The sequence below is a fragment of the Cytobacillus horneckiae genome (assembly GCF_002835735.1).
In the GTDB taxonomy this organism is placed as follows: Bacteria; Bacillota; Bacilli; order Bacillales; family Cytobacillaceae; genus Cytobacillus; species Cytobacillus horneckiae.
The window spans coordinates 1-23,201 of record NZ_PISD01000027.1; the positions used below are offsets into that span (position 1 = coordinate 1).

The window sequence follows — 23,201 nt, forward strand, 5'->3', positions numbered from 1 at the left end:
AGGAACAGAGCAGCCAGAACCGGAACAGCCAGGAACAGAGCAGCCAGAACCGGAACAGCCAGGAACAGAGCAGCCGGAGCCGGAAGAGCCAGGAACAGAGCAGCCTGAACCAGAGCAGCCAGGAACGGAGCAGCCTGAACCAGAACAGCCAGGAACAGAGCAACCAGAACAATTAGCGGATGGCCTATATTCAATTGATTATAGCATTTTATATGAAGGCCAGCCTGCACCTCCGAGCTGGGCAGGCTACTTTACAAAGCCAGCTTTATTAATGGTCGAAAATGGAAAGAAATTTATTTCTTTCACATTAGGAGCAAGTCATGTCATTACTAAATTCCAAACAGAAATAAATGGTGAATTTAAGGATGTAGAAGTCTTAAATACTGATACAGTAAATCAAACGAAAATAATAAAGTTTGAGATTAACGGCTTCGCGAATCCAACGAATACAAAAATGTTTATGAGTTACGGGATGAATCATGAGCTTCAGCTTGATTTCGATGAAGAAACAATAAAAGCGCTTAATCCAGAGCAGCCGGGACCAGAGGATCCGGAAATAGAAACAGGCAAATATACAATCGATTATGACATTTACTATGACGGTCAGCCTGCTCAAGCCAGCTGGGTGAATTATTTTGTGAAGCCGGCAAAATTGACAGTCGAGAATGGCCAGAAGTTTATCCATTTGACGATTGGTGCTAGCCAAGTAATAACGAGCTTTGAAACAGAATTTGAGGGAAATTATACTTCAGCAGAAATTGTTGGAGAAGATGCTGAGAAACAGACGAAGGAATATAAGTTTGAAGTGAGCAGTTTTTCTGACCCAGCAAATGCAAAAATGCTGATGTCTTATGGCGGTGCACATACCATTCAGCTTGCATTTGATGAAAACACAATTAAGGAATTAACAGCAGAACCAAACCCTGAACCTGAAAAACCGGAGAAACCTGAAGAGCCGGGTACTGTAGTGCCGCCGGTTGACGAAGAAGAAGATGGTGAGCTTGCGGATGGAGAGTACACTTTGCCACTCTCAGTATTGGGCATAGATTCTGATGAAGAGTCAGCCTTTGCCAAATACTTTGCAGACGAAGCACTGCTAGTAGTAGAAGACGGCAAGCATGAACTGTTTTTTACACAAATAATGGGTCTAACAACATTAGGTGAAATTGAATTTGAAGTGGATGGTGAACAAGTAGCATTAAATGAGATTAGCAGAAATGATGAAGAAGGTACGAGAGTCCTTGGATTGAATGTTCCTTTTATTCAGAAAAGCTATCTTGCTTCAATTGAAGCGATTGGTGCACCTCATTTATATCCAGTTCGATTCGTATTGGATTTATCTGATTTGGATATTGAGGTGGATGACGGTCAAGTAGTTCCTCCACCAGGATCAAAACCGGGACCAAATACAGACGGTAACACGCCTCCAAAAACAAATGACGACAATGAAAAATTTGACCGCAATGCAGATGGAACGAAGGATGGTTCCAATTCTGGATCAGGTGTAAATAATGCCAAGACTAATGATGCACTCAATTATCTTCAAGTGAGTATTTACGCATTATTGCTGTTGGTGTCAGGCATGTATTTAATTAAGCGATACAAAACTAGAAAATTAGAAATATAAGTAAGCAGTGTAAGTGGCGTGCTGCTGTTCAATAAAGGGCAGCAGCGCCATTTTGGAGGTAGAGATGAAGATTAACAGAGTGATATACTGTTTTGTTTTATTCATTCTATTGGCAGGATGTGCTGGAGAAACAGGCTCCGTTCAGGAGAAAGAGCCGGCAGCCGATCAAAAGAACGAACAAGTGCAAAATGAAAGAATTGTTGCCACGACGCTTGCGATTGCCGAGATTATGGATCAATTAGAACTTGACTTAGTCGGCGCTCCTACTACTAGCTTTGGACTTCCTGAAAGGTATAAAGAAACGGTTGAGGTAGGAAATCCGATGCAGCCTGATATGGAAATCATTAGCACGTTAAATCCCGACAAAGTTTTATCTGTCACTACGCTCGAATATGACTTGAAAGATAGTTTTAAACAGGCTGGCGTTGAAGCGGATTTTCTAAATTTGCAAGGTGTAGAAGAAATGATGGAAACAATTAAGGAGTTAGGGGTGATTTATCATCGTGAAGAACAAGCAGAAGCTATATTTAAAAGTATTGAAAGTAAGATTAAAGAGATACAAAAAGAAACCGAAAAGCTTGACTCTCCAAAGGTTTTAATTTTACTTGGTATTCCTGGAAGCTATTTAGTTGCTACTGAACATTCATATGTAGGAAATCTGGTAGAAACAGTCGGAGGAGAAAATGCCATAAAAGGTCAATCTGAAGAATACATCTCGGCAAATACGGAATATTTGCATGAAGCAGATGCTGATATCATTCTGCGATTATCTCATGGAATGCCTGAAGAAGTTGTAGAAATGTTTAATGAAGAATTTGCCACCAATGATATATGGAAGCATTTCAAAGCTGTCAAAAATGATCGCGTTTACGATTTAAAGGAACCGACGTTTGCCACTACAGCAAATTTAAATGTAATAAAAGCATTAGAGGAATTATCGACACTATTATATGACAAGTAGAAGGAAGAGACTCAATGAATAAGAAGATTGTATATTTTGTCGTCGTGATTGTCCTTCTCTTGGCAATGACGGGTTATTCAGCAGTAACCGGAAGTGTATCTGTTTCTATAAAAGAATTAATAATGGACCTGCTTTATGGAGGAAATGAAGAAGTAGCTGTGATTAAAGATCTTCGCTTTCCAAGAATAATCGTAGCGATGTTTGCAGGCGCCTCACTTTCGGTAGCCGGCGTACTATTTCAGGCAGTGATGAGAAATCCGCTGGCAGATGCTGGGGTTATCGGAATATCAGCGGGTGCAAGTTTCTTTTCTTTATTCGCGATGTTATTTTTACCGGGCTTATTTATTAGCGGGCCGCTATTTGCCTTTATTGGCGGCAGCATTGCCTGTCTCCTCGTTTATTGGCTTTCCTGGAAATCAGGCTTAAATCCTTTAAGAATTATTCTGACTGGGATTGCTATAAGTGCGATGTTTACTGGATTAAGAGAAGCGATGCTAATGGTCTGCAGCTATTTTAATATTGCGGTGGGTTCATCAAATAGTTCCAACCTACTGATGAAAACATGGGCAGATGTTGAAGTGATTACTGTTTACGGATTAATAGGCATCGTGCTGGCTTGTCTTGTAGGTTCATGGTGCAATGTACTTGCACTGCAGGATAAGAAAGCCAAAAACTTAGGAATGAACGTGACCGCGGCAAGGTTGACTATTTCAGCTGTGGCAGTGCTATTGGCAGCAGTCGCAACCTCCGTCGCAGGGGTAATTATTTTTGTTGGGCTGCTTATTCCGCATATTTCGAGACAGCTAGTTGGTTCAGATCATCGGATTTTGATTCCATTTTCTGCTTTAGCAGGTGCGTTATTAATTTTAACAGCAGATACACTCGGGCGTATTTTAATTGCGCCATTAGAAATACCGGCTTCAACCATTATGGCTGTTATTGGCGGACCATTTTTAATATTCCTATTAAGAAAGAGTGATAAAGTGAATGGAATTTAAATCTGTAAACTTCTCATATGATAAAAAAAGCCAGCTGCTGAAGCAAAATACCGGCTATATTCCGGATGGAAAAATTACTACCATTATCGGGCCAAATGGCTGTGGGAAATCGACATTGCTCTCATTGCTATCGCGTGAAAACAAAGTATCAGACGGAGAAATTACGGTGAATGGCAAGGAAATATTTCAATATCAGCCAAAGGAATTTGCTAAGATGGTTGCCATGGTTTATCAGCAAAATGAAGCGCCCGTTGATTTAACAGTTGAACAGCTTATAAGTTTTGGAAGACTGCCATATAAAAGGGCATTTAAAAACACTTCGGCTGAAGATGAAGAGGCGGTAGATTGGGCAATCAATATCACAAATTTGGAAAGTAAACGAAGAAGGAAGCTGGATCAGCTGTCTGGCGGAGAAAGACAAAGAGTCTGGATTGCCATGTCGTTAGCGCAAAAAACGAATATGCTGTTTCTCGATGAACCGACGACCTATTTAGATATCTACTATCAAATGGAACTGCTTGAATTAGTGCAGACATTAAATATAAAGCACAATTTAACGATTGTTATGGTGCTGCATGATATTAATCAAGCCTTGCGATACAGCGATCATTTAATTGTGATGAAGGCTGGGCAAATCGTTGCAGCCGGAAACCCGGAAGCAATTGTGACTGAAGATATGATTAAAGATATTTACGGTGTGGATGTAGCACTGCACACAAATCACCTTGCCGGCATGTATCTTGTTCCTTTAGGAATATAGTCAATGAAATGGATTCAAAGGATTTTAACTGTCACGGCGCTTATTGCTTTTGTGTACGCTGGGTCAAGACTATTTATAATAGGTTACGATTACTATGAAAATTGGCGAAATATGAATGAGGTTCAAGATATTTTCAACAATGAGCTGGAGCAAAGCGAAGAGGAGTCATTTGGCATTCGTCCGCAATTTGATCCACTGCTGGCCATAAATAACGATATTGTCGGCTGGATAACTGTTGATGATACGAGAATTGATTACCCTATTTTGCAATCAGAAGACAATGAATATTATTTAACGAGAAATTATAAACGTAAAGATACTAGAGCAGGCAGTATTTTTATGGATTTTCGCAATGATGTAAGTGATGAGTCAGAAAGAAATACAATCTTATACGGACATAGAATGAAAGATGGCTCTATGTTTGCACAATTGACAAAGTACTTGGATAAAGATTTTTATATGGACCACCCTACTGTATATTTTGATACGCTTTATGCCGGCTATGACCTGGAAGTGTTCTCTGTTTATCAGACGACAACAGATTTTTATTATATTGAAACAGACTTTGCTTCGAATGAACAATATCTTCATTTCATAGATACTTTGAAGGGGAAATCGGTGCACCAAACAGATGTAGCCATTGCAGAAAATGATCGAATCGTGACGTTATCAACTTGCGATTACTCATTAGATCCAACAGAGGGAAGACTTGTCGTTCATGCAAAGGTAGTAGAAAGAGGTGAGTAAGCATCATGATTAAAACAAAAGCAGCAATGATTTTTCTTTGTTTCATAATGATGGCGGGCTGCGGCATGCAAGCAAGTAGCGAGAGCGCTGAACCGGATTCAACTAATGCACACACTATTAAAGATTTTGCCGATAGGTCCATCTCCTTTTCAAACCCGCCCGAAAACATCGTCGCGTTGGGCAATGGAGATGTGGATATTATTTATGCGCTAGGTGAAGAAGTAGTAGGCAGACCTACAGCTAGCTCCTTAATAAAAGAGGCAGAGCAAGCAGCACAAGTGGGATCAACTCATGAAATCAACCTGGAGAGAATTGCTGTCTTGAAGCCAGATGTCATTCTAGCTCATCGAACGATGAATGAAAAGGATATTCCTTCACTTGAATCGTTAGGTGCAAAAGTGGTATTAACAGAAGCCAATTCTATGGCAGATATTAAAAAGCAAATCACCTTGTATGGAGATATGCTACATAAAGAAAATGAAGCAAAAAATGTGATCAACCAATTGGAAAATAGCTTAGGTTCTGTTGAAAAACCGGAGCATAAACCGAGGGTGCTGCTTGTTTATGGTGCGCCAGGCACATATATGGCGGCACTGCCTAATTCTTTAAGCGGTGATATTTTGGAGCATGCTGGCGGAGAAAACATTGCTAAGGACTATCCTGCATTAGAAGCCTTCCCGCAGTATGCGCAAATAAATACAGAAAGAGTGGTAGAAGCGAATCCGGATTATGTTTTATTAATGACGCATGGAAATGAAGAAGAGGTAAAGAAAGGCTTTATGAAAGAAATGGAGCAAAATGCAGCATGGAATTCAATTGAAGCTGTAAAGGAAGGGAATATTGAAGTACTGCCAGCTGATCTTTTTGGCACAAACCCAGGTACAAAAGCGGCTGAGGCGGTAGCTTATTTGGCTGGGAAATTAAAGGTGGAGTGAAGGTATTATGCAAAAGCTAAGAAACAGAAGGCGATGGCTGATCTTTTGGGTATTGCTGTTCTCTCTTATTATCTCAGTCTATATCGGATTATCATTTGGAGCCGCTTCTGTTTCAATAAATGAAATGATTCAAGCTTTAAGAGGCCAAGGTGATGAAGTATTTCAAACCATTGTTGTTGATCTCAGGCTGCCGCGGGTAATTATCGGATTATTCGTAGGTGCATGTTTGGCTGCATCAGGAGCGATATTACAAGGCGTTATGAAAAATCCTTTAGCTGACCCGGGGATAATTGGCGTCTCTGCAGGTGGCGGCTTGTTTGCGATTATCACTATGCTTATTTTTCCAGAGTATGGATATTTATTGCCTGTTGCAGCATTTTTCGGCGCTTTTTTAACTACTTTGCTTATATATGCATTAGCCTGGGACAAAGGCGCATCAACAGTAAAGATCATTTTAGCAGGTGTGGCAATGAATGCTCTCTTGGGTGCATTAATGAATGGTGTAATGGTGCTTTACAGCGATCGGGTGCAATCGGTATTATCATGGCTTTCAGGAGGATTGAACGGGAGAAGTTGGTATCATCTTGAATGGATGCTGCCATATGCAGTGCTTGGCATTATTTTATGCTTATTCGCAATTAAACCGGCTAATATCATGCTTTTAGGAGATGATTCGGCAAGGCTGCTTGGCCAAAATGTTGAGCTTATCAGGCTAATGCTCATCCTGCTCTCATCGTTCTTGGCAGGTACGGCTGTCAGTGTTGGCGGATTAATCGGCTTTGTTGGGCTGGTTGTACCGCATATGATTAGGCTGTTGATAGGAGAAGATTATCGATTTCTTCTGCCATTATCAATGCTTGGCGGCGCAGCACTTGTTGTCTATGCAGATACAGCAGCTAGAACACTTTTTGACCCGATTGAGCTACCGGTCGGGATTTTGCTAGCATGCCTAGGTGCTCCTTTCTTTTTATATTTGTTAAGAAGGAGGAGAATGGCGTAATGATTGTAGCGAATAATCTTCATTTTAAACAGGGTAATTTTGTAATTGAGGATTTATCACTTTCTTTTCCGAAGGGAGAAGTTACTGGGATTGTTGGCCCAAATGGCTCGGGAAAGTCAACTTTGCTAAAGCTGATTTCCCGTCTGCTCCAGCAGGATTCAGGGGCGATCTACATAGATGATCGCGATCTGCTCAGCTATAAACGAAAAGAGCTCGCAAGAAAAATGGCGATGCTTGTGCAGTTAAAGGAGGCGATGCCGAGTTTCACAGTGAGAGAGATGGTTTCATATGGCCGCACACCCTATCAAAATGTAATAAGCGGTAAAACTGATGAAGATCAACAGATTATAGAATGGGCAATGAAAGAAACTGGATTGACTCAATTAGAAGACAGGCTAGTCCATTCACTATCTGGAGGTGAGCAGCAAAGGGTAAGAATCGCTATGGCACTTGCTCAAAAAACGAATATTCTTCTATTGGATGAACCTACCACTTATTTAGATATAGGGCATCAAGTGGAGCTCATGGCATTGCTAAAAAGAATTAATCGAGAATTGGGGATAACAATTATTATGGTGCTGCACGAACTCCAATACGCCGCAGCATACTGTCATCACATGATTGTGATGAAACAAGGTAAGGCATTTACTTCTGGAATTCCAAACGAAGTATTGACCGAGGATTTACTAAAACAAGTTTACGAGATAGAGGCAAAAATTATTTACGATGGAAATTATCCATCAATTATACCTAAACAATATTAAGGGGGATTATTATGTACATTGTTACAAATACTGTTCATTTAAAACCGGGGAATGCAGACATGTTTATTGAAAGGTTCAACCGTGAAGGCAAAGTAGAGACAATGGAAGGATTTGTTGGATTAGAAGTTATGCTGACTGAGAATACAAAGGATTATGAAGAAGTAACCATTGTTACTCGCTGGGAAGACCCAACAGGGTTCAATGGCTGGATGAAAAGCAGGGAATTTAAAGATGCCCATGCTCATAGAGGCGGCATTCCTGAATTTATTATTAAAAATAAAACAACGTACTATCAAGTAAAAGTGCGGAGAAAGCCTGCGCCTGCTGAGAGAGCAATTGAAGCTTAAATAAAAATTTGATATAAAGGTGACAAAGAATCAGTAAATACTGGTTCTTTTTTCTTTTGTTCTCTTCAGTGAAAATAGCAATTTTAATTTTAAAATTAAAAAATCAATGATAGTATATTACATATATCAGATAATATTAAATTTTTAAACTATAAGGGGGCGTTTGCATGAAGGTTTCGCTTTTTGCCACTTGTTTAGTGGATATGTTTAATAGCAATGCCGGCAAGGCAACTGTTGAACTATTGGAGAGGCTAGGCTGTAAAGTAGATTTTCCTGATTCACAAGTATGCTGCGGTCAGCCGTCATATAATAGCGGATACGTAAAAGAATCGAAGGAAGCGATGAAGCGAATGATACATACATTTAGTGATTCACACTATGTTGTTTGTCCATCGGGGTCATGCGCTTATATGTTCCATGAGTATGAACATATTTTTAAAGGGGACTCAGTATGGGAGCCGAAAGCAAAGGCATTGGCAGAAAAAACATTTGAACTGACAGAATTTATTGTAAATACACTTGGGGTGGAGGATGTAGGGGCAAAATTGCAAGCAAAAGCAACCTATCACACATCCTGCCATATGACAAGGTTATTAGGTGTACGTGAAGCACCGATGAAGCTGTTAAGCCATGTAGAGGGATTGGAATTCACTGAACTTCCTAATAAGAGTCAATGCTGCGGCTTTGGCGGTACTTTTTCAGTTAAGATGGGAAAAATCTCAGAGCAAATGGTCGATGAAAAGGTCCAACATATAAATGAAACGGAATCAGATATACTAATCGGCGCTGATGCGGGCTGTTTAATGAACATTGGCGGCAGAATTGAACGGATAGGTGAACGAGTGAAGGTCATGCATATTGCAGAGGTGCTTAATAGCAGATAAAACTGTAAGCGGGGTGAATGAAAAATGCCGATGAAGATAGGTACAGATCAATTTAATGACAGAGTGGATTCCGGCTTGAATAACGCATTTATGAGAAGTGCTGTTTCTGGAGCTCAGGACAGGTTAGAGGTACGTAGACAAGATGCAGCAGCAGAACTAGGTGACTGGGAAGAATGGAGATCGCTCGGGGAGGAAATCAGGCAGCATGTACTTGCTAACCTTGACTATTATTTATACGAGCTGAGCGAAAATGTCGCGAAAAATGGCGGGCATGTCTTCTTTGCCGAAACCCCTGAAGAAGCGAATAATTATATAAAGGATATCATGAAGAAAAAGGATGCAAAGAAAGTAGTTAAATCGAAATCAATGGTGACTGAAGAAATTGACTTGAATAAAAACTTGGAATCAATCGGATGTGAAGTGATTGAGACTGATTTAGGCGAATATATTCTTCAAGTCGACGATCATGACTTACCTTCTCATATTGTTGCTCCGGCACTCCATAAAAATAAAGAGCAAGTAAAGGATGTTTTCACAAGAAAGTTAAACTATCAGGGCACTGACAACCCTGAGGAACTAACGAAGCATGCAAGGAAAATGCTGAGGCAGGAGTATTTGACAGCAGATGTTGGCATTACAGGCTGCAACTTTGCCGTCGCTGAAACAGGATCAATCTGTTTAGTGACTAATGAGGGCAATGCGGATTTGTCTACAGCATTGCCGAAAACGCAAATTACCGTTATGGGGATGGAACGGCTCGTTCCTACATTCGAAGAGTTGGAAGTTCTAGTAGGCATGCTTTCAAGAAGTGCAGTCGGGCAAAAGCTTCCTAGTTATGTAACTGTTTTAAGCGGACCGAAGGAAGAAGAAGCTGCGGATGGTCCAGAAGAATTTCATCTTGTTGTCGTTGATAATGGTCGTTCAAATATTTTAGGTAGCGAATTTCAGCCGATTTTGCAATGTATTCGTTGTGCTGCCTGTGTAAATGTATGCCCGGTATACCGTCATGTTGGCGGTCATTCATACGGCTCAATCTATTCTGGCCCAGTTGGGGCAGTATTAACGCCTCTACTAGGGGGCTATGATGATTACAAAGAGCTGCCATATGCATCTACACTATGCGGTGCATGTACAGAGGTATGTCCTGTTAAAATACCGCTCCATGATTTACTTCATAAACATCGGCAGGTCATAGTGGAAAAAGAAGGCAGGGCGCCGATTTCGGAAAAATTAGCGATGAAGGCATTTGGATTAGGAGCTGCATCTCCATCACTATATAAAATGGGTTCCAAGGTAGCCACCGCAGCTATGAACCCCTTCACTGACGGCAATCGAATCTCAAAAGGAGTTGGCCCATTAAAAGCATGGACTGAAATCCGCGAATTTCCGGCACCGCAGAAAGAACGATTTAGAGATTGGTTTAAACAACACAAGAAGGAGAATGCCGCAGATGACTGAGTTAATTCAAAATAGAGAGGCATTTTTAAAGAAAATTGCTGGACGCCTTGGAAGAAATCACCCGATCAGCTCAGTGGAGAAGCCAACATGGAGCTATCAGCCTCAAGACAAAGTGTTAAAGGATGCGACCGCTGACGATTTACTTGAAGTGTTAAAAAAACAATGTGTACTTATCCATACTGATTTAATCGTAACAACAAAGGGAAAGCTGCTCGAAACCCTTCATTCGAGAGTGACAGATTATGGTGGTGGACCAATAGTCACTTGGCATGATAACCGTTTTGCTGAATACGGGCTGTCCGACTTGTATGAACAATGGCCGAAGCAAGGGATAGAGGTTTATGAGTGGAATGCTGCAAAAGAAAGCGATAATATTCCATATGCAGAAAAAGCAAATATTGGTATAACGATTAGTGAATTGACTTTAGCAGAATCAGGAACAGCCGTTTTATTCAGCAGTAAAGATAAAGGACGAACCGTTAGCTTTTTACCAATGAAATCAATTATCCTTATTCCTAAGAGTTCGATTGTACCGAGAATGACCCAGGCCGCACGGATGATTAGGAAAAAAGCAGCAGAAGAAGGGGCAGTGCCTTCTTGTATAAACTTTATCACTGGGCCGAGCAATTCAGCTGATATTGAAATGAATCTAGTCGTTGGCGTACATGGTCCCATCAATGCAACTTACATTGTTATTGATGACATATAAGCTAGGAGAGCCATACTTCTAATGAAGTATGGCTTATTTATTTAATCCGCGTTTGATTTTGTTGATGCGATATAGCATAATTAAGAGTATGGATTTTTGAAATAAAAAAAAATTCGCATAATAAGTTTTATTATTATATTATGATATAATATTCAATGTAGAAATTTTTTATGATAAGGAGTAATCGCTATGCTGAAAGATCTATTTATTGGTCTATCCAAAAATCAGTTTCTTAATAGTGCTGCAAAAAAATACGGCCTAAAACTAGGTGCGCAAAGTGTTGTTGCAGGGACAAATATTGAAGAAGCGATTAATAGCATTAAAGAGCTAAATGCTCATGGTATCTCTTGTACTGTCGACAACCTTGGTGAGTTTGTTAATAAAAAGGAAGATGCGACAGCAGCAAAGGAACAAATTATTGCAGTGGTGGAAGCTATCCACGAGAGTAATGTTGATGCCCATATATCATTAAAGCCTTCACAATTAGGCCTTGACATCGATTACTCCTTTTGCTTGGATAATTTAAAAGAAATCGTTGGAAAAGCATATGAGTATGGAATCTTTATCAACTTTGATATGGAAGACCACGCTCGCCTTCAACCTTCTTTTGATCTTTTGGACGAGCTATCTAAAGAGTATGACAACATTGGTACCGTTATACAAGCCTATTTCTACAGAGCGGCAGAAGATATTGAAAAATATAAAAACTACCGTCTTCGTATCGTTAAAGGCGCTTATAAAGAACCAGCAGATGTTGCTTATATATCTAAAGAGGAAATTGATAAAAACTATATCAAATTAATTGAATACCATTTATTAAATGGTAAATTCACTTCAATCGCCACACATGATCACAATGTAATTAATCATGTTAAGCGTTTTGTAAAACAGCATGATATTCCAAATGAAAAGTTTGAATTCCAAATGCTTTACGGTTTCCGTAAAGAAATGCAATTTGAACTAGCCAAAGAAGGATATAACTTTACTACTTATATTCCATTTGGTGATGACTGGTACGGATACTATATGCGCCGTCTTGCTGAAAGACCACAAAACCTAAACTTAGTAGTTAAACAAGTATTTAATAAGAAAACGAATACATTCATTGGTGTAGCAGCTGGTGCTTTCCTATTGGGAAGATTAACTAAAAAGAATAAAGAAGATAAATAAAGGACCTGATTTCAGGTCCTTTTTATTTTAAGAGTTTTTCAATATCATCTTTAATTTTCTCAGGTTCTGTTGTTGGTGCATATCTTTCCACAACTTGTCCGTTTTGATCAACGAGGAATTTTGTGAAATTCCATTTTATATTTTTTGATAAAACGCCTTTTTTCTGATCTTTTAAAAAGTCAAATAGCGGATCGGCATTTTCTCCATTTACATCAATTTTTGCGAAAATCGGAAACGAAACACCATAATTTATTTGGCAAAATTCAGTCGTTTCATCAATATTGTCGAATTCCTGATTGTTAAATTGGCTGCATGGGAATCCTAAAATTTCCACACCGCTATCTTTATATGAATCATAGAGTTCCTGCAATCCTTTAAACTGAGGTGTTAACCCGCATTTGCTGGCTGTATTGACAATCAAAAGCGGTTTTCCTTCATAATCTTTGAGGTCCTTTATTGCACCATTTGTTTGCTTTACTTTAAAATCATAAACAGTCGTCATCTTAAGTAAACCTCCTAACGATTAAATGTTTCACAACTCCTATTGTAACGCAGATACTTCTAAAAGAAGAATGATTTGCTCTTTCATCAAACAAGCATCGATTCCGTTAATTCCTTCCTAACTCGTGTGATATGTTCTTCCATTAACATTTTCGCTTTTTCACTTTCGCCAGTGGCAATCGCTACATAAATCTCCTTATGTTCATTAATTGTCCCTTGTATTCGTGAAGGATCAGCTAAACGGTTTGTTCGTGTAACACGAATGGTTTCTTTCATATGTTCAGTTAAACTGGCAATTAATTGTATGAATACAGTATGATGAGATGCTTCCACAATGCTTAAATGGAAGTTTAGATCAGATTGAAGGCCTGCTTCATCACTATCAGCTTCTTCCATCATAAGCAATGTTGCTCTAATGCGGGCGAGGTCAACTGATGTTGCTCTGGAAGAGGCCATGGCTGCGCACTCTACTTCAAGTATGCGTCTTAAATCTAGCATTTCGTATATATTTGTGTGATCAGCATGATGAATAGTGCTCGTCACGTTTCTAGCCGGTATTAATTGGTCCAATGATTTAATATATGTGCCGCTCCCTTGTTTAATTTCAAGGACTCCCTTTATTTCAAACTTCCGCAAAGCCTCTCTTACCGAGGTTCTGCTGGAATTAAACAGGTTTGCTAATTCTCGCTCAGGTGGCAATCGATCACCTATTTGCAAATTTTTTGTAAGTATGTATTGTTCAATTTGTTCAGCAATGACTTTATATAGTTTCTTTTTCGACCCTGTCATTTACGTCACTCCTTCTTGTTCATCATACATAAAATGAGTGAAGTCTTCAATTTTAAATATTTTAATTATTGATTTTTTCTGAGTATTTAGTACAATGAGAACATATTAGACCAATTTTTAAAATATTCAATAATTGGTACGAGCATTGCTCGAGTGAATGTAAGTGAGGGAGAGAATAATATGCAAACAGCAGATGAGAATCAAACAGCAAAAGCTAATTTAGTAAGCGCTTTAAAAGCCTTTTTACGAGAGGAACAAGTAACAACAAATCAAACGATTTTAGAACTGCATAGTAAGGATGAATCCTATCATACGCCAAGCTTGCCTGATATTGTCGTGTTTCCTATGACAGCTGATGAAGTAAGCGGCATCATGAAGCTTGCTCAGCAATATCAAGTGCCTGTCGTGCCATTTGGAGTAGGGTCAAGTCTTGAAGGTCATGCAATCCCATATGAACATGGAATTACAGTTGATTTTACATTAATGAATAAAGTGCTAGAGGTTCGCGAAGAGGACTTCTTAGTCAAAGTGCAGCCTGGAGTAACACGTTCACAACTGAATAAGGAATTAAAAAAATATGGATTGTTCTTTCCGGTTGATCCAGGAGCAGACGCAACTTTAGGAGGAATGGCTGCTACAAATGCAAGTGGAACAACCTCAGTGAAGTATGGTGTTATGAGGGACCAAGTTCTCGATTTAGAAGTTGTATTGGCAGATGGGGAAATGATACATACGGGGAGTATGGCTGCAAAATCATCTTCAGGCTATCACTTGAACGGGTTGTTTGTTGGATCTGAGGGTACATTAGGCTGCTTTACAGAATTGACTTTAAAAGTATACGGCATCCCTGAATTTACAATGGCAGGAAGGGCGATATTTAAAACAGTTGATGATGCGGTGGGCGCAGTCGTCGGCATTTTACAAGCAGGCATACCTATTGCCCGTGTTGAGCTTGTAGATGAAGAGTCCATCCATCAAGTGAATCTATTTAGTGAAACCTCTTATAAAGTTCAGCCAACTTTATTTTTGGAATTCCATGGGAATGAAGCGGGGTTGCAGCAGGATGTAAACTTTATGAAGGATATAGTAGCTGATTTTAACTGTGATGGAATTGAGTTTGAGACAGATAACGCTGCCCGCAATCAATTATGGGAAGCGCGTCATAATCTCGCATATGCTTTTGTCCACGGCAATCCAGGCAAGAAATTAATGGTGACCGATGTGTGCGTGCCAATTTCTGAGCTGGCAGGAGCAGTTAATCATGCCCGCCAAGGCTTGCAAACGCTGGGATTGACTGGCGGGTTAACAGGGCATGTAGGCGATGGGAATTTCCATGCCCTATTGATGCTTGATTTAAGTAATCAAGAGGAAATTAAAAAAGCTGAACAGTTTAATGAATGGATTGTTATGTATGCACTTGAAAGAGGGGGTACATGTACAGGCGAACACGGAGTAGGAATCGGTAAACAAAAATATCAGGAAAAAGAGCACGGAAAAGCTTTGCTAGTGATGGAAAAAATTAAAGCTGCCCTTGACCCTAACTGTATTTTAAATCCAAATAAGATTGTTAAAACGAAAGGGCAGTGACCAACATGTTGAAAACTTTAGAAACAATCAGTAATATCGCAGGCAAATATTTTGCCGTTTGGGTAATGTTAGCAGCAGTCGTGGCATTTATTTTCCCTGATACGTTTTTAGTGTTTGGCGGATATATTACTATTCTATTAGGCGTAGTAATGTTCGGGATGGGGCTGACATTAAAAGCGGTTGATTTTAAAATTATTTTCACCAACCCCCTGCCGGTGATTATCGGATTAATTGCACAATTTACAATCATGCCATTAACAGCATTTGCAATAGCTTATTTACTGCAACTTCCGGCTGAATTGGCGGCAGGCTTAGTTCTTCTAGGTTCAGTTCCCGGTGGAACAGCATCCAATGTTATGGTTTATTTGGCCAAAGGAAATGTAGCTTTATCAATTGCAATGACTTCAGTGTCAACCTTGGTTGCGCCGATTGCAACACCGCTAATCCTATTAGGGCTTGCTGGGCAATGGATGCCGGTTGACCCTGTATCAATGTTTTTATCAATCTTCCAAGTCATCATTGTTCCAATAGTTTTAGGTTTATTAGTGAAGAAGCTGCTTCCGAATATAGTTGAAAAAAGCTTGAACATTATACCTTTAATTTCCGTTGTGGCAATCATTGTTATCGTAACAGCTGTTGTTTCCGGAAATTCTGAGAAAATTGCAACAGCCGGCTTCATCGTGTTTGTAGCCGTCATGCTTCATAATGCAGCCGGGCTATTCTTAGGCTATCTAGCTGCTCTTGCGTTAAAACTTGATGAAGGAACAAGAAGAGCAATCTCAATTGAAGTAGGGATGCAAAATTCTGGCCTTGGTGTTGCATTAGCAACAGCTCACTTTGCTCCTGCTGCAGCTATCCCAAGTGCACTCGGCGCCGTATGGCATAATATTTCCGGCCCAATTTTAGCAACATATTGGGCGAAAAGACCGGTAAAAGACCAGCCGGCATCCAAGTCAGAAAAACCTATTGGCCAAAGTAAACAAGCTTAATATTGAATGGATAGCTAATATGCCTACGTTGTGGCATGTATTAGCTATCTTTTTTGTATGTACTATTAATAGGGGAGTAGCTGATCGTCAAAAAAGTGCTCTCAGTTAATGATCAACAAAGAAGTTTCACAGAGATAAAAGCGATATATCTCTGTGAAGAGACGAAAAAAAAGAGTGTTCACAGAGATAAAACAGATATATCTCACTTAAGGCACCAAAAAATGAGAGCCGTCCATCACCGAATAATCCAAATAATAGGAGCACCAATGAATGCTCAGTTCCCAATAGCTTCATGAAGAAGCAAAAACAGCAAAGTCAGGGGTAAAATCCCTAGCTTTGCTGCTTTATTTGAGACATATTTTAAAGCCTATTGAACAATAGCAATAATGCCTTCTTCGTCGTCTAACACAAGTTCGATTCCTGCAAATGGGTCGCGATTTAAAAATTCTTCTAGCCATAATCTGAGTGCTTCGATCATGTTCGCCATAATTAAAACTTGCATGCGTCCATGAACATGCGCTTCTGCAGAAAACCCATAGTCATCATCGTACATTAGCTCAATTTCTACTTCTTCCAGCTTTACTTGTTTCTTGCGGGAAGTGTAGACACATAATGCATTGATGATATCTTGTTCAGGAATAATCAGTTTCTCCATGTATTAGGCTCCTGCTTTTTCTTTTTATCTTTAAGCATTGTAAATACTTTGCGGATAATCATAATCAAGAAGACGATGGCTAAGACGTTTACCATTAGTCCCAGGATATTGCCGAGCATGCCCATGCTTCCGAATAAACCGCCGAATAATAGACCTGCAAGACCACCTAGCATTAGGCCTTTCATTAATCCGCCAGACATGAAGCCACCTTTATTATTTGTTTGCTGCGTATTGTTTGCTTTGTTATTTTGTGTGTTTTGGTTGTTTTGGATGTTGGATTGATTATTTGAATTAGTAGTGCTCTTATTCAAATTCACACCCTTTTTCCCAGATTTATACGATTTTGCTTCAACTGTTGTTATTTGATCTTGGAAGATCGTATTTCCAACTGGTGAAAAAATTAAAGCTGCAGTTAACATTGCTGCAAAAACCTTTTTCATATTCCATTTTCCCCCTAAATTTCTATCATACTAGTAAATATTATACCAAAATATGAGCATGAAAGTGAAATGATAACCTGTTACCAGATTGAGTCATTTGTCAAATGTGTGAAATATAAGTATATCCATTTCTTTTAACCTTTTATCACATTACCTCACTTCATTGACAGCTTTCAAAATTGTTCGATATAATTTTGCGGATATATAAAATATTCAAAAAAGGGTGATATAGAGTGAAGCATCAATATACACGAGAATATGCACTTCAATTAGATGAGCAAGATCCATTGGCACAGTATCGTCACGAGTTTTACATAAATAAAAGTACGATCTATTTGGATGGAAATTCCTTGGGGTTATTGTCTAAACGGGCTGAAGCCACTATTCAAGAAATAATTGATGCCTGGAAAACGTACGGCATTGATGGCTGGACGGAAGGAGCCAATCCATGGTTTTATTTATCGGAGAAACTGGGAGAGCAAATGGCCCCTCTAGTTGGAGCAACTCCCGCTGAAGTTATTGTAACAGGATCAACGACAGTGAACCTGCACCAACTATTATCTACCTTCTATCGACCCACTGAAAAGAAAGCAAAAATCTTAGCTGATGAGCTGAATTTTCCATCAGACATTTACGCGATAAAAAGTCAGCTGAATATGAGAGGATTAGACCCGGAAAAGTATTTAGTGCAAGTGAAAAGTGAGGATGGTTATAGATTAGAAGAAGATGACATCATTGCAAAAATGACAGAAGACATATCGTTAATTGTTCTCCCGAGCGTATTATACAGAAGCGGACAAATTCTTAATATGAAAAGGATAACTGAAGAAGCGCATAAAAGGAATATCTTAGTTGCATTTGATTTATGTCACTCAATCGGTTCAATACCACCTGAATTAAGCAAATGGGACGTCGATTTTGCATTCTGGTGCAATTATAAACATTTAAATGGCGGACCGGGTGCTACTGGAGGAATGTTTGTCAATCAGCGGCATTTCGGCAATCATCCAGGTTTGGCCGGCTGGTTTGGTTCCCGGAAAGATAAGCAGTTTGACATGGACCATGAAATGAGTGTAGATAATGCTATTGGTGCTTTTCAGATAGGCACTCCAAATATATTAAGTATGGCTCCATTGGTCGGTGCTCTGTCTATGTTTAATGAAGTAGGAATGACTCACATTAGAAATAAATCTTTACAATTAACCTCTTATTTTATGGATTTAATAAGGCACGAGCTCAAGAATGAAGGCTTTGCTCTTAGAAATCCATTAGATGATACCCGTGCAGGACATATATTACTTCAGCATAAAGAAGCTGCAAGAATATGCAAAGCGCTTAAGGTGGAGGGAGTCATTCCCGATTACCGTTCACCTGACGGAATCCGGTTAGCTCCGGTTGCCCTTTATAATACATTTGAAGATGTCTGGAATACAGTACAAATTTTAAAAACAATTATGGAAGAAAAGAAGTATAAAAAATACGATAACAAACGCGGAGTGGTTGCTTAAGTCATGAAGGAAACTGAATGGATTGATATATCACAGCCTTTATCAAATAATATTGGCCATTGGCCGGGAGATACTCCGTTTCAATATGAAACAGCCTTTACAAAGAAAGAAACGGGTTCAGTCAATATCGGAAAAATTGTCACAAGTCTGCATACGGGGACTCATGTTGATGCCCCTTTTCACTTCGATGATGATGGAGAAAGAATCATTGATTTGGATATCAATATTTTCATAGGGCGAGCAAGGATCATTGATGTTTCTGCTTTTAAAGAAATTAATGTTGCTACTTTAAGCCAATTTGACTTAAGCGGAGTGACGAGACTTCTATTGAAGACGGCTGTTCCTAATCAGCCTCATACGTTCCCTGAGCAAATTATCCATCTGGATGCTCAAATTGCCCCTTATTTACAGGCGAGTGGCGTAAAGCTCATAGGGGTCGATGTCCCTTCAATAGATCCGCTTAACAGTAAAGAAATGCCTGCCCATCATGCGTTTCATCACCATAGAATTCATATATTAGAAAATATTATGATTGATACAGTTGAGCCTGGTGATTATGATTTAATTGCGTTGCCGCTGCCTTTAATTGAGGGAGATGGCAGTCCGGTCAGAGCTGTCTTAAGACGATGTTCAGAGAAAGGAAGATAATTAATGTCAAAAGAGAATGAAATCCAAGCAGCGGCATCAGAAAAAAGTATTCATACAGATTTTACTCACCGTATGACCTATGGCGAATATTTGCAGCTTGATCAGATTTTATCAGCACAGAAGAGATTATCCGGACATCATGATGAAATGCTGTTCATTATTATTCATCAAGTAACGGAATTATGGATGAAGCTAATCTTGCATGAGATTCAAGCTGCCATCCATTCTATTAAAAACGATGATCTTTCTACAGCTCAAAAGAGGCTGGCGAGAGTATCTAAAACACAATCACAAATTATTCAAGCATGGGATGTGCTTTCTACATTAACACCTTCTGAGTATATGGAATTTCGAGATTCTCTTGGACAGGCTTCAGGATTCCAATCTTATCAGTATAGAATGGTAGAATTTGCGCTTGGCTATAAAACGCCTCATGTATTAAAGATTTATGAAAAAGACGAAGCGCTTCATCAGCAATTACATGAGGCATATGAGGCGACTAGCTTATACGATGTGGCGATTGATGCTTTAGCTAGATCCGGATTGAAGATAGATAAATCTGTATTAAATCGGGATGTGACAAAACCATATAGCAGGAATGATTCTGTCCAATCAGCCTGGATGGAGGTTTACAAAAATCATAGTACGTATTGGGAGCTATACGAACTTGCAGAAAAATTAGTGGATATTGAGGATTGGTTTCAGCAATGGCGATTCCGTCATATGAAAACTGTAGAGCGCATCATTGGCTTTAAAACAGGTACAGGCGGCTCATCTGGAGTTGGTTATTTAAAAAAGGTTTTAGATCAGCAGTTTTTCCCTGAATTATGGGAAATCAGAACCCATTTATAACGGTTTGAGTAGTCTGAATTAACCGGGAGAAAATACCTTTCTATTGAAATGGAAATTGTATTTTCTCTTTTTTTTGTTCAATGTAAGGAATGTTATTATTCTAGTAAATATTATCAGACGAAGGTTGGGTCCATATAGAAAATAATTTTACGAACTATAGTTCAAAATAACTAAGACAACGACAGTGTTCGAGTAGTTTGTATAAAATTCGGAATATTTAGGTATTTTATCTCTTGTCTCTTTTTCCTACTATTAATATAATAAAAATGTTCTTATTAAAGAACAGAACAATATAGTAGGGAGGAGGGACATATAAAAAAAACAGCGGAAGTGGTAGGGAATCTATTATTCGTTATTTTATTAGTTCTTGGCCTTTTATCACTATATGCCATCATCCAAGGAGGAAAGGATTCGGGAACACCGCCCTCTATTTTTGGATTTAGTATGATGTCTGTCTTAACTGGAAGTATGGAACCGGATATAAAACCGGGAGATTTAGTTGTAGTGAAGGCTGCTGATATTGAGAGCATCCAAGAAAATGAAATAATTACATATAAAAATGGCAGTACTTTTGTTACGCATAGAGTGATAGATAAAGTAAATCTAAACGGACAAATCGTGCTGCAAACACAGGGGGATGCAAATAATATAAAAGATGAGGGACTGGTCATAGATAATCAGATTATTGGGTCTGTTCAATTCACAGTTCCAAAAGGCGGGGCTATTGCCCAATTTTTAATCAGTCCATTAGGTTTATTAATAGCTTTTATTCTAGTGATATGGCTGATTTTTTCGCATCAGGTAAAAAATTTTATTCCGAAGAGAAAGTTAGATGAGGGGGAAGGAAGTTGAAGAAAAAGCTTACACTTGGATCATTAGCGATGCTGCTAATAGCAGTTGCTATATTTGGAACGGTTGCGTATTTTTCAAAAAGCTTTACAAGTACTGGAAATACGGCTCAAGCGGCCAAGTTTAACGTGAACACTGTGAATGCACAGGGAGAAACGATTGGAGACGGACAGTTTGCGCTAGGCGAAAAACTCCTTCCAGGAATGGAGCCGATTAAGGTTTACGAATTTCAAATCCAAAAGAATGACACAAAGATTCCAGTCGAGTATAAAGTAGATTTAATTCCGTCAGGTGATTTGTTCCCGGCAAATGGAAGTTCGCCAATTGAGCTGAATTTGCAAAGGAAAGTTGATGGCAAATGGGAAGCAATCAATCATGAATCCACCTTTAGACCAGCATCTGATAACGAAGATTTTCGAATTTTTGCCAGTTGGCCTCATGGATCAAACGATATTGAGTTTCAAGGCAAGACTGGAAATATTAAATTAGAGGTTGTTGCTACTCAAGTGGATGAAGAGGAAGAAGGACCACCGTACTTTACAGGTGAAGTTGTTTTTAAAGCTACGCCAAATGGTTCAACGAGAACGACAAATAATAAGGAAGTTAATTTCTATACAAATTCGAATGGCAACAAAGTAATTGAAGTCTCAATGGGTGATGGCTCGGGAGACTTTGAAAATAAAGTCGGCAATTTTACGATAACTGAAAGCATCTCCGGCGGAGAAACATGGTATAGGGTAGTAACCGCAAAAGAATATTATGCAAATGATAAACAAGTATGGAGATTAACAGAGGATCGTGTAGACACTTCACAGCAAGGTGTGATCCATTTCAATAAAGGTAATAATACTTATTTAAAAATTGAATCATCAGCGTTATATAATTGGTTTGTCAATAACTAATCTCATATTGTTACTGGCTAACAGTGATGAAACAAATCACTGTTAGTTTTTTTGTTTTATTCGTGAAATTATGTAACCATGCTCATTAAATGATCTGCACACATATACTCTTATATTCACTAAAAATATAGGTTTTGCTTGTTTATTTAATTGGTGTTTAGTTCTGATAACGCGATAAACCGACTATGCTGGTAAGAATACTCAAATTTTTATCTTGACATCGGATTTATTGATTTATAGACTTATGTTGTGTGAAGAGTAAAAAAATATAGAAAACTCTACAAACTAGGAGGGCATATGAGTATATATCAGTTCGACCATCTTGTTCATTTTGTTGATCATCCACTGAATGCGATGGAGCAGCTTCGCCGTATTGGGCTGCATGTAGTGGAAGGCGGTAGACATGAAACATATGGTACGTATAATACGTTAAGCTATTTTGATTTAAGTTATATCGAGATTATAGGCACTTTCGATAAGAAGCTCGTTGAAGCAGCAGCGGGTATTGAACATAGCCTAAGAGAAACATTTGTTAATAGAAACTATGCGGAAGGGCTGACAAGAGTAGCTATCCGAACGAATGATATAGAAGCAGATGCAAAAAGGTTTAAAGAGAACGGATTAAATGTCAATGGCCCTCTGCCTTTAAGCCGACGGAGACCTGACGGGAAGTTAATCACCTGGAGATTATTATATGTGGGCACAAACCATAATACGCTTGAATTACCATTCTTTATCCAATGGGATGATGAAGATGAGGATCGTAAAGAAGAGCTGATTGAGCAATCAGTCATTGCAGAACATAGCAATGGAAATCTAGCAATAGATTCAATAGGCTTTGCCGTAGCGGATTTGCAACAAACAGTTGAAACGTGGACCCGCTACTTTGACCTTGAAAAAGGAGACAGCTTTATTGATGACCACTTAAATGCGAGCGCACAAACGCTCATACTGAAAGGCGGAAACCTTACGTTCTATTCACCGCTTGGGGAGGGGAAGGTAAAGGAGGTTCTTAACCAACATGGAGAGGCACCTTTTACTGTCGATTTTTCAGGTGCAAACCAAAAAGGGCAGTTTCATATACTGGGAGCTCAATACCGGTATATTTAGCAGATTAAGGG

Annotated in this window: 25 protein-coding genes; 21 read left to right on the top strand and 4 right to left on the bottom strand. The window is 39.1% G+C overall.

What is annotated here, in order from left to right:
- The 13 genes from CWS20_RS12540 to CWS20_RS12600 all read left to right on the top strand — a co-directional run.
- Window positions 1–1,627, top strand: a 1,627-nt coding sequence (locus CWS20_RS12540; RefSeq protein ID WP_142385383.1) for an NEAT domain-containing protein, incomplete at its 5' end; no start/stop codon positions are given.
- A gap of 64 nt (window positions 1,628–1,691) precedes the next feature.
- A complete protein-coding gene (gene isdE, locus CWS20_RS12545) occupies window positions 1,692–2,588 on the top strand; it encodes a heme ABC transporter substrate-binding protein IsdE (protein WP_066195341.1) in 897 nt (298 codons plus the stop codon).
- A 14-nt stretch (window positions 2,589–2,602) separates the two neighbouring features.
- On the top strand, window positions 2,603–3,586 hold the full coding sequence (locus CWS20_RS12550) for a FecCD family ABC transporter permease (protein WP_066195344.1): 984 nt from the start codon (window positions 2,603–2,605) through the stop codon (window positions 3,584–3,586).
- Complete coding sequence (locus CWS20_RS12555) at window positions 3,576–4,346, top strand: ABC transporter ATP-binding protein (RefSeq protein ID WP_066195347.1); 771 nt, start codon at window positions 3,576–3,578, stop codon at window positions 4,344–4,346. The genes CWS20_RS12550 and CWS20_RS12555 overlap by 11 nt, the downstream gene beginning before the upstream one ends.
- Before the next feature lie 3 nt (window positions 4,347–4,349).
- Window positions 4,350–5,093 carry a class B sortase gene (gene srtB / locus CWS20_RS12560; RefSeq protein WP_066195350.1) on the top strand — a complete coding sequence of 248 codons (744 nt, stop codon included), beginning with the start codon at window positions 4,350–4,352 and terminating at the stop codon, window positions 5,091–5,093.
- Window positions 5,094–5,098: 5 nt separating this feature from the next.
- Window positions 5,099–6,028 carry an ABC transporter substrate-binding protein gene (locus CWS20_RS12565; RefSeq protein WP_066195353.1) on the top strand — a complete coding sequence of 310 codons (930 nt, stop codon included), beginning with the start codon at window positions 5,099–5,101 and terminating at the stop codon, window positions 6,026–6,028.
- 7 nt (window positions 6,029–6,035) lie between these two features.
- Window positions 6,036–7,028, top strand: coding sequence for a FecCD family ABC transporter permease (locus CWS20_RS12570; RefSeq protein ID WP_066195357.1), 993 nt, complete (start codon window positions 6,036–6,038; stop codon window positions 7,026–7,028).
- The gene (locus CWS20_RS12575; protein WP_066195360.1) at window positions 7,028–7,792 is read left to right on the top strand and encodes an ABC transporter ATP-binding protein; all 765 of its coding nucleotides are present in this window, start codon (window positions 7,028–7,030) and stop codon (window positions 7,790–7,792) included. The genes CWS20_RS12570 and CWS20_RS12575 overlap by 1 nt, the downstream gene beginning before the upstream one ends.
- An 11-nt stretch (window positions 7,793–7,803) precedes the next feature.
- Window positions 7,804–8,139 carry a heme oxygenase gene (gene isdG, locus CWS20_RS12580; protein ID WP_066195363.1) on the top strand — a complete coding sequence of 112 codons (336 nt, stop codon included), beginning with the start codon at window positions 7,804–7,806 and terminating at the stop codon, window positions 8,137–8,139.
- Window positions 8,140–8,306: 167 nt separating this feature from the next.
- On the top strand, window positions 8,307–9,023 hold the full coding sequence (locus CWS20_RS12585) for a (Fe-S)-binding protein (RefSeq protein WP_066195367.1): 717 nt from the start codon (window positions 8,307–8,309) through the stop codon (window positions 9,021–9,023).
- Window positions 9,024–9,047: 24 nt separating this feature from the next.
- Complete coding sequence (locus CWS20_RS12590) at window positions 9,048–10,481, top strand: LutB/LldF family L-lactate oxidation iron-sulfur protein (RefSeq protein WP_066195369.1); 1,434 nt, start codon at window positions 9,048–9,050, stop codon at window positions 10,479–10,481.
- Window positions 10,474–11,190 carry a LutC/YkgG family protein gene (locus CWS20_RS12595; RefSeq protein WP_066195371.1) on the top strand — a complete coding sequence of 239 codons (717 nt, stop codon included), beginning with the start codon at window positions 10,474–10,476 and terminating at the stop codon, window positions 11,188–11,190. Before CWS20_RS12590 ends, CWS20_RS12595 begins: the two co-directional genes overlap by 8 nt.
- A gap of 189 nt (window positions 11,191–11,379) precedes the next feature.
- Entirely contained in the window at window positions 11,380–12,360 is a 981-nt protein-coding gene (locus tag CWS20_RS12600) for a proline dehydrogenase family protein (RefSeq protein ID WP_066195374.1), read from the top strand.
- Between the two features lie 22 nt (window positions 12,361–12,382).
- Here the strand turns inward: CWS20_RS12600 and CWS20_RS12605 are convergent, their stop codons facing one another.
- Both CWS20_RS12605 and CWS20_RS12610 read right to left on the bottom strand, forming a co-directional pair.
- Window positions 12,383–12,862: a glutathione peroxidase gene (locus tag CWS20_RS12605; RefSeq protein WP_066195376.1), complete on the bottom strand. Its 480-nt coding sequence runs from the start codon at window positions 12,860–12,862 to the stop codon at window positions 12,383–12,385.
- Between the two features lie 86 nt (window positions 12,863–12,948).
- Window positions 12,949–13,650 (bottom strand): FadR/GntR family transcriptional regulator, encoded by a 702-nt coding sequence (locus tag CWS20_RS12610; protein ID WP_066195379.1) that lies wholly within the window; start codon window positions 13,648–13,650, stop codon window positions 12,949–12,951.
- A 180-nt stretch (window positions 13,651–13,830) separates the two neighbouring features.
- Here CWS20_RS12610 and CWS20_RS12615 point away from each other — a divergent pair, with 180 nt between their 5' ends.
- Together CWS20_RS12615 and CWS20_RS12620 are read left to right on the top strand one after the other, a co-directional pair.
- The gene (locus CWS20_RS12615; RefSeq protein ID WP_066195381.1) at window positions 13,831–15,237 is read left to right on the top strand and encodes an FAD-binding oxidoreductase; all 1,407 of its coding nucleotides are present in this window, start codon (window positions 13,831–13,833) and stop codon (window positions 15,235–15,237) included.
- Between the two features lie 8 nt (window positions 15,238–15,245).
- A complete protein-coding gene (locus CWS20_RS12620; protein ID WP_066201446.1) occupies window positions 15,246–16,226 on the top strand; it encodes a bile acid:sodium symporter family protein in 981 nt (326 codons plus the stop codon).
- A gap of 367 nt (window positions 16,227–16,593) precedes the next feature.
- On the opposite strand, the gene CWS20_RS12630 is transcribed toward CWS20_RS12620, so the two are convergent.
- A complete protein-coding gene (locus CWS20_RS12630; protein ID WP_066195388.1) occupies window positions 16,594–16,881 on the bottom strand; it encodes a YxcD family protein in 288 nt (95 codons plus the stop codon).
- Window positions 16,869–17,321, bottom strand: coding sequence for a hypothetical protein (locus tag CWS20_RS12635; RefSeq protein ID WP_066195391.1), 453 nt, complete (start codon window positions 17,319–17,321; stop codon window positions 16,869–16,871). Before CWS20_RS12635 ends, CWS20_RS12630 begins: the two co-directional genes overlap by 13 nt.
- A 233-nt stretch (window positions 17,322–17,554) precedes the next feature.
- On the opposite strand from CWS20_RS12635, the gene kynU reads away from it, so the two are divergent.
- The 6 genes from kynU (at window position 17,555) to CWS20_RS12665 (ending at window position 23,190) form a co-directional block, all read left to right on the top strand.
- Window positions 17,555–18,829, top strand: coding sequence for a kynureninase (kynU, locus tag CWS20_RS12640; protein ID WP_066195394.1), 1,275 nt, complete (start codon window positions 17,555–17,557; stop codon window positions 18,827–18,829).
- 3 nt (window positions 18,830–18,832) lie between these two features.
- A complete protein-coding gene (gene kynB / locus CWS20_RS12645) occupies window positions 18,833–19,477 on the top strand; it encodes an arylformamidase (protein WP_066195397.1) in 645 nt (214 codons plus the stop codon).
- 3 nt (window positions 19,478–19,480) lie between these two features.
- Window positions 19,481–20,329 carry a tryptophan 2,3-dioxygenase gene (gene kynA, locus CWS20_RS12650; RefSeq protein WP_066195400.1) on the top strand — a complete coding sequence of 283 codons (849 nt, stop codon included), beginning with the start codon at window positions 19,481–19,483 and terminating at the stop codon, window positions 20,327–20,329.
- 330 nt (window positions 20,330–20,659) lie between these two features.
- Window positions 20,660–21,181, top strand: coding sequence for a signal peptidase I (locus tag CWS20_RS12655; RefSeq protein WP_066195403.1), 522 nt, complete (start codon window positions 20,660–20,662; stop codon window positions 21,179–21,181).
- Window positions 21,178–22,080, top strand: coding sequence for a hypothetical protein (locus CWS20_RS12660; protein WP_066195406.1), 903 nt, complete (start codon window positions 21,178–21,180; stop codon window positions 22,078–22,080). Before CWS20_RS12655 ends, CWS20_RS12660 begins: the two co-directional genes overlap by 4 nt.
- A 297-nt stretch (window positions 22,081–22,377) precedes the next feature.
- Complete coding sequence (locus CWS20_RS12665) at window positions 22,378–23,190, top strand: VOC family protein (protein ID WP_083957323.1); 813 nt, start codon at window positions 22,378–22,380, stop codon at window positions 23,188–23,190.
- The last annotated feature ends 11 nt before the right edge of the window (window positions 23,191–23,201 follow it).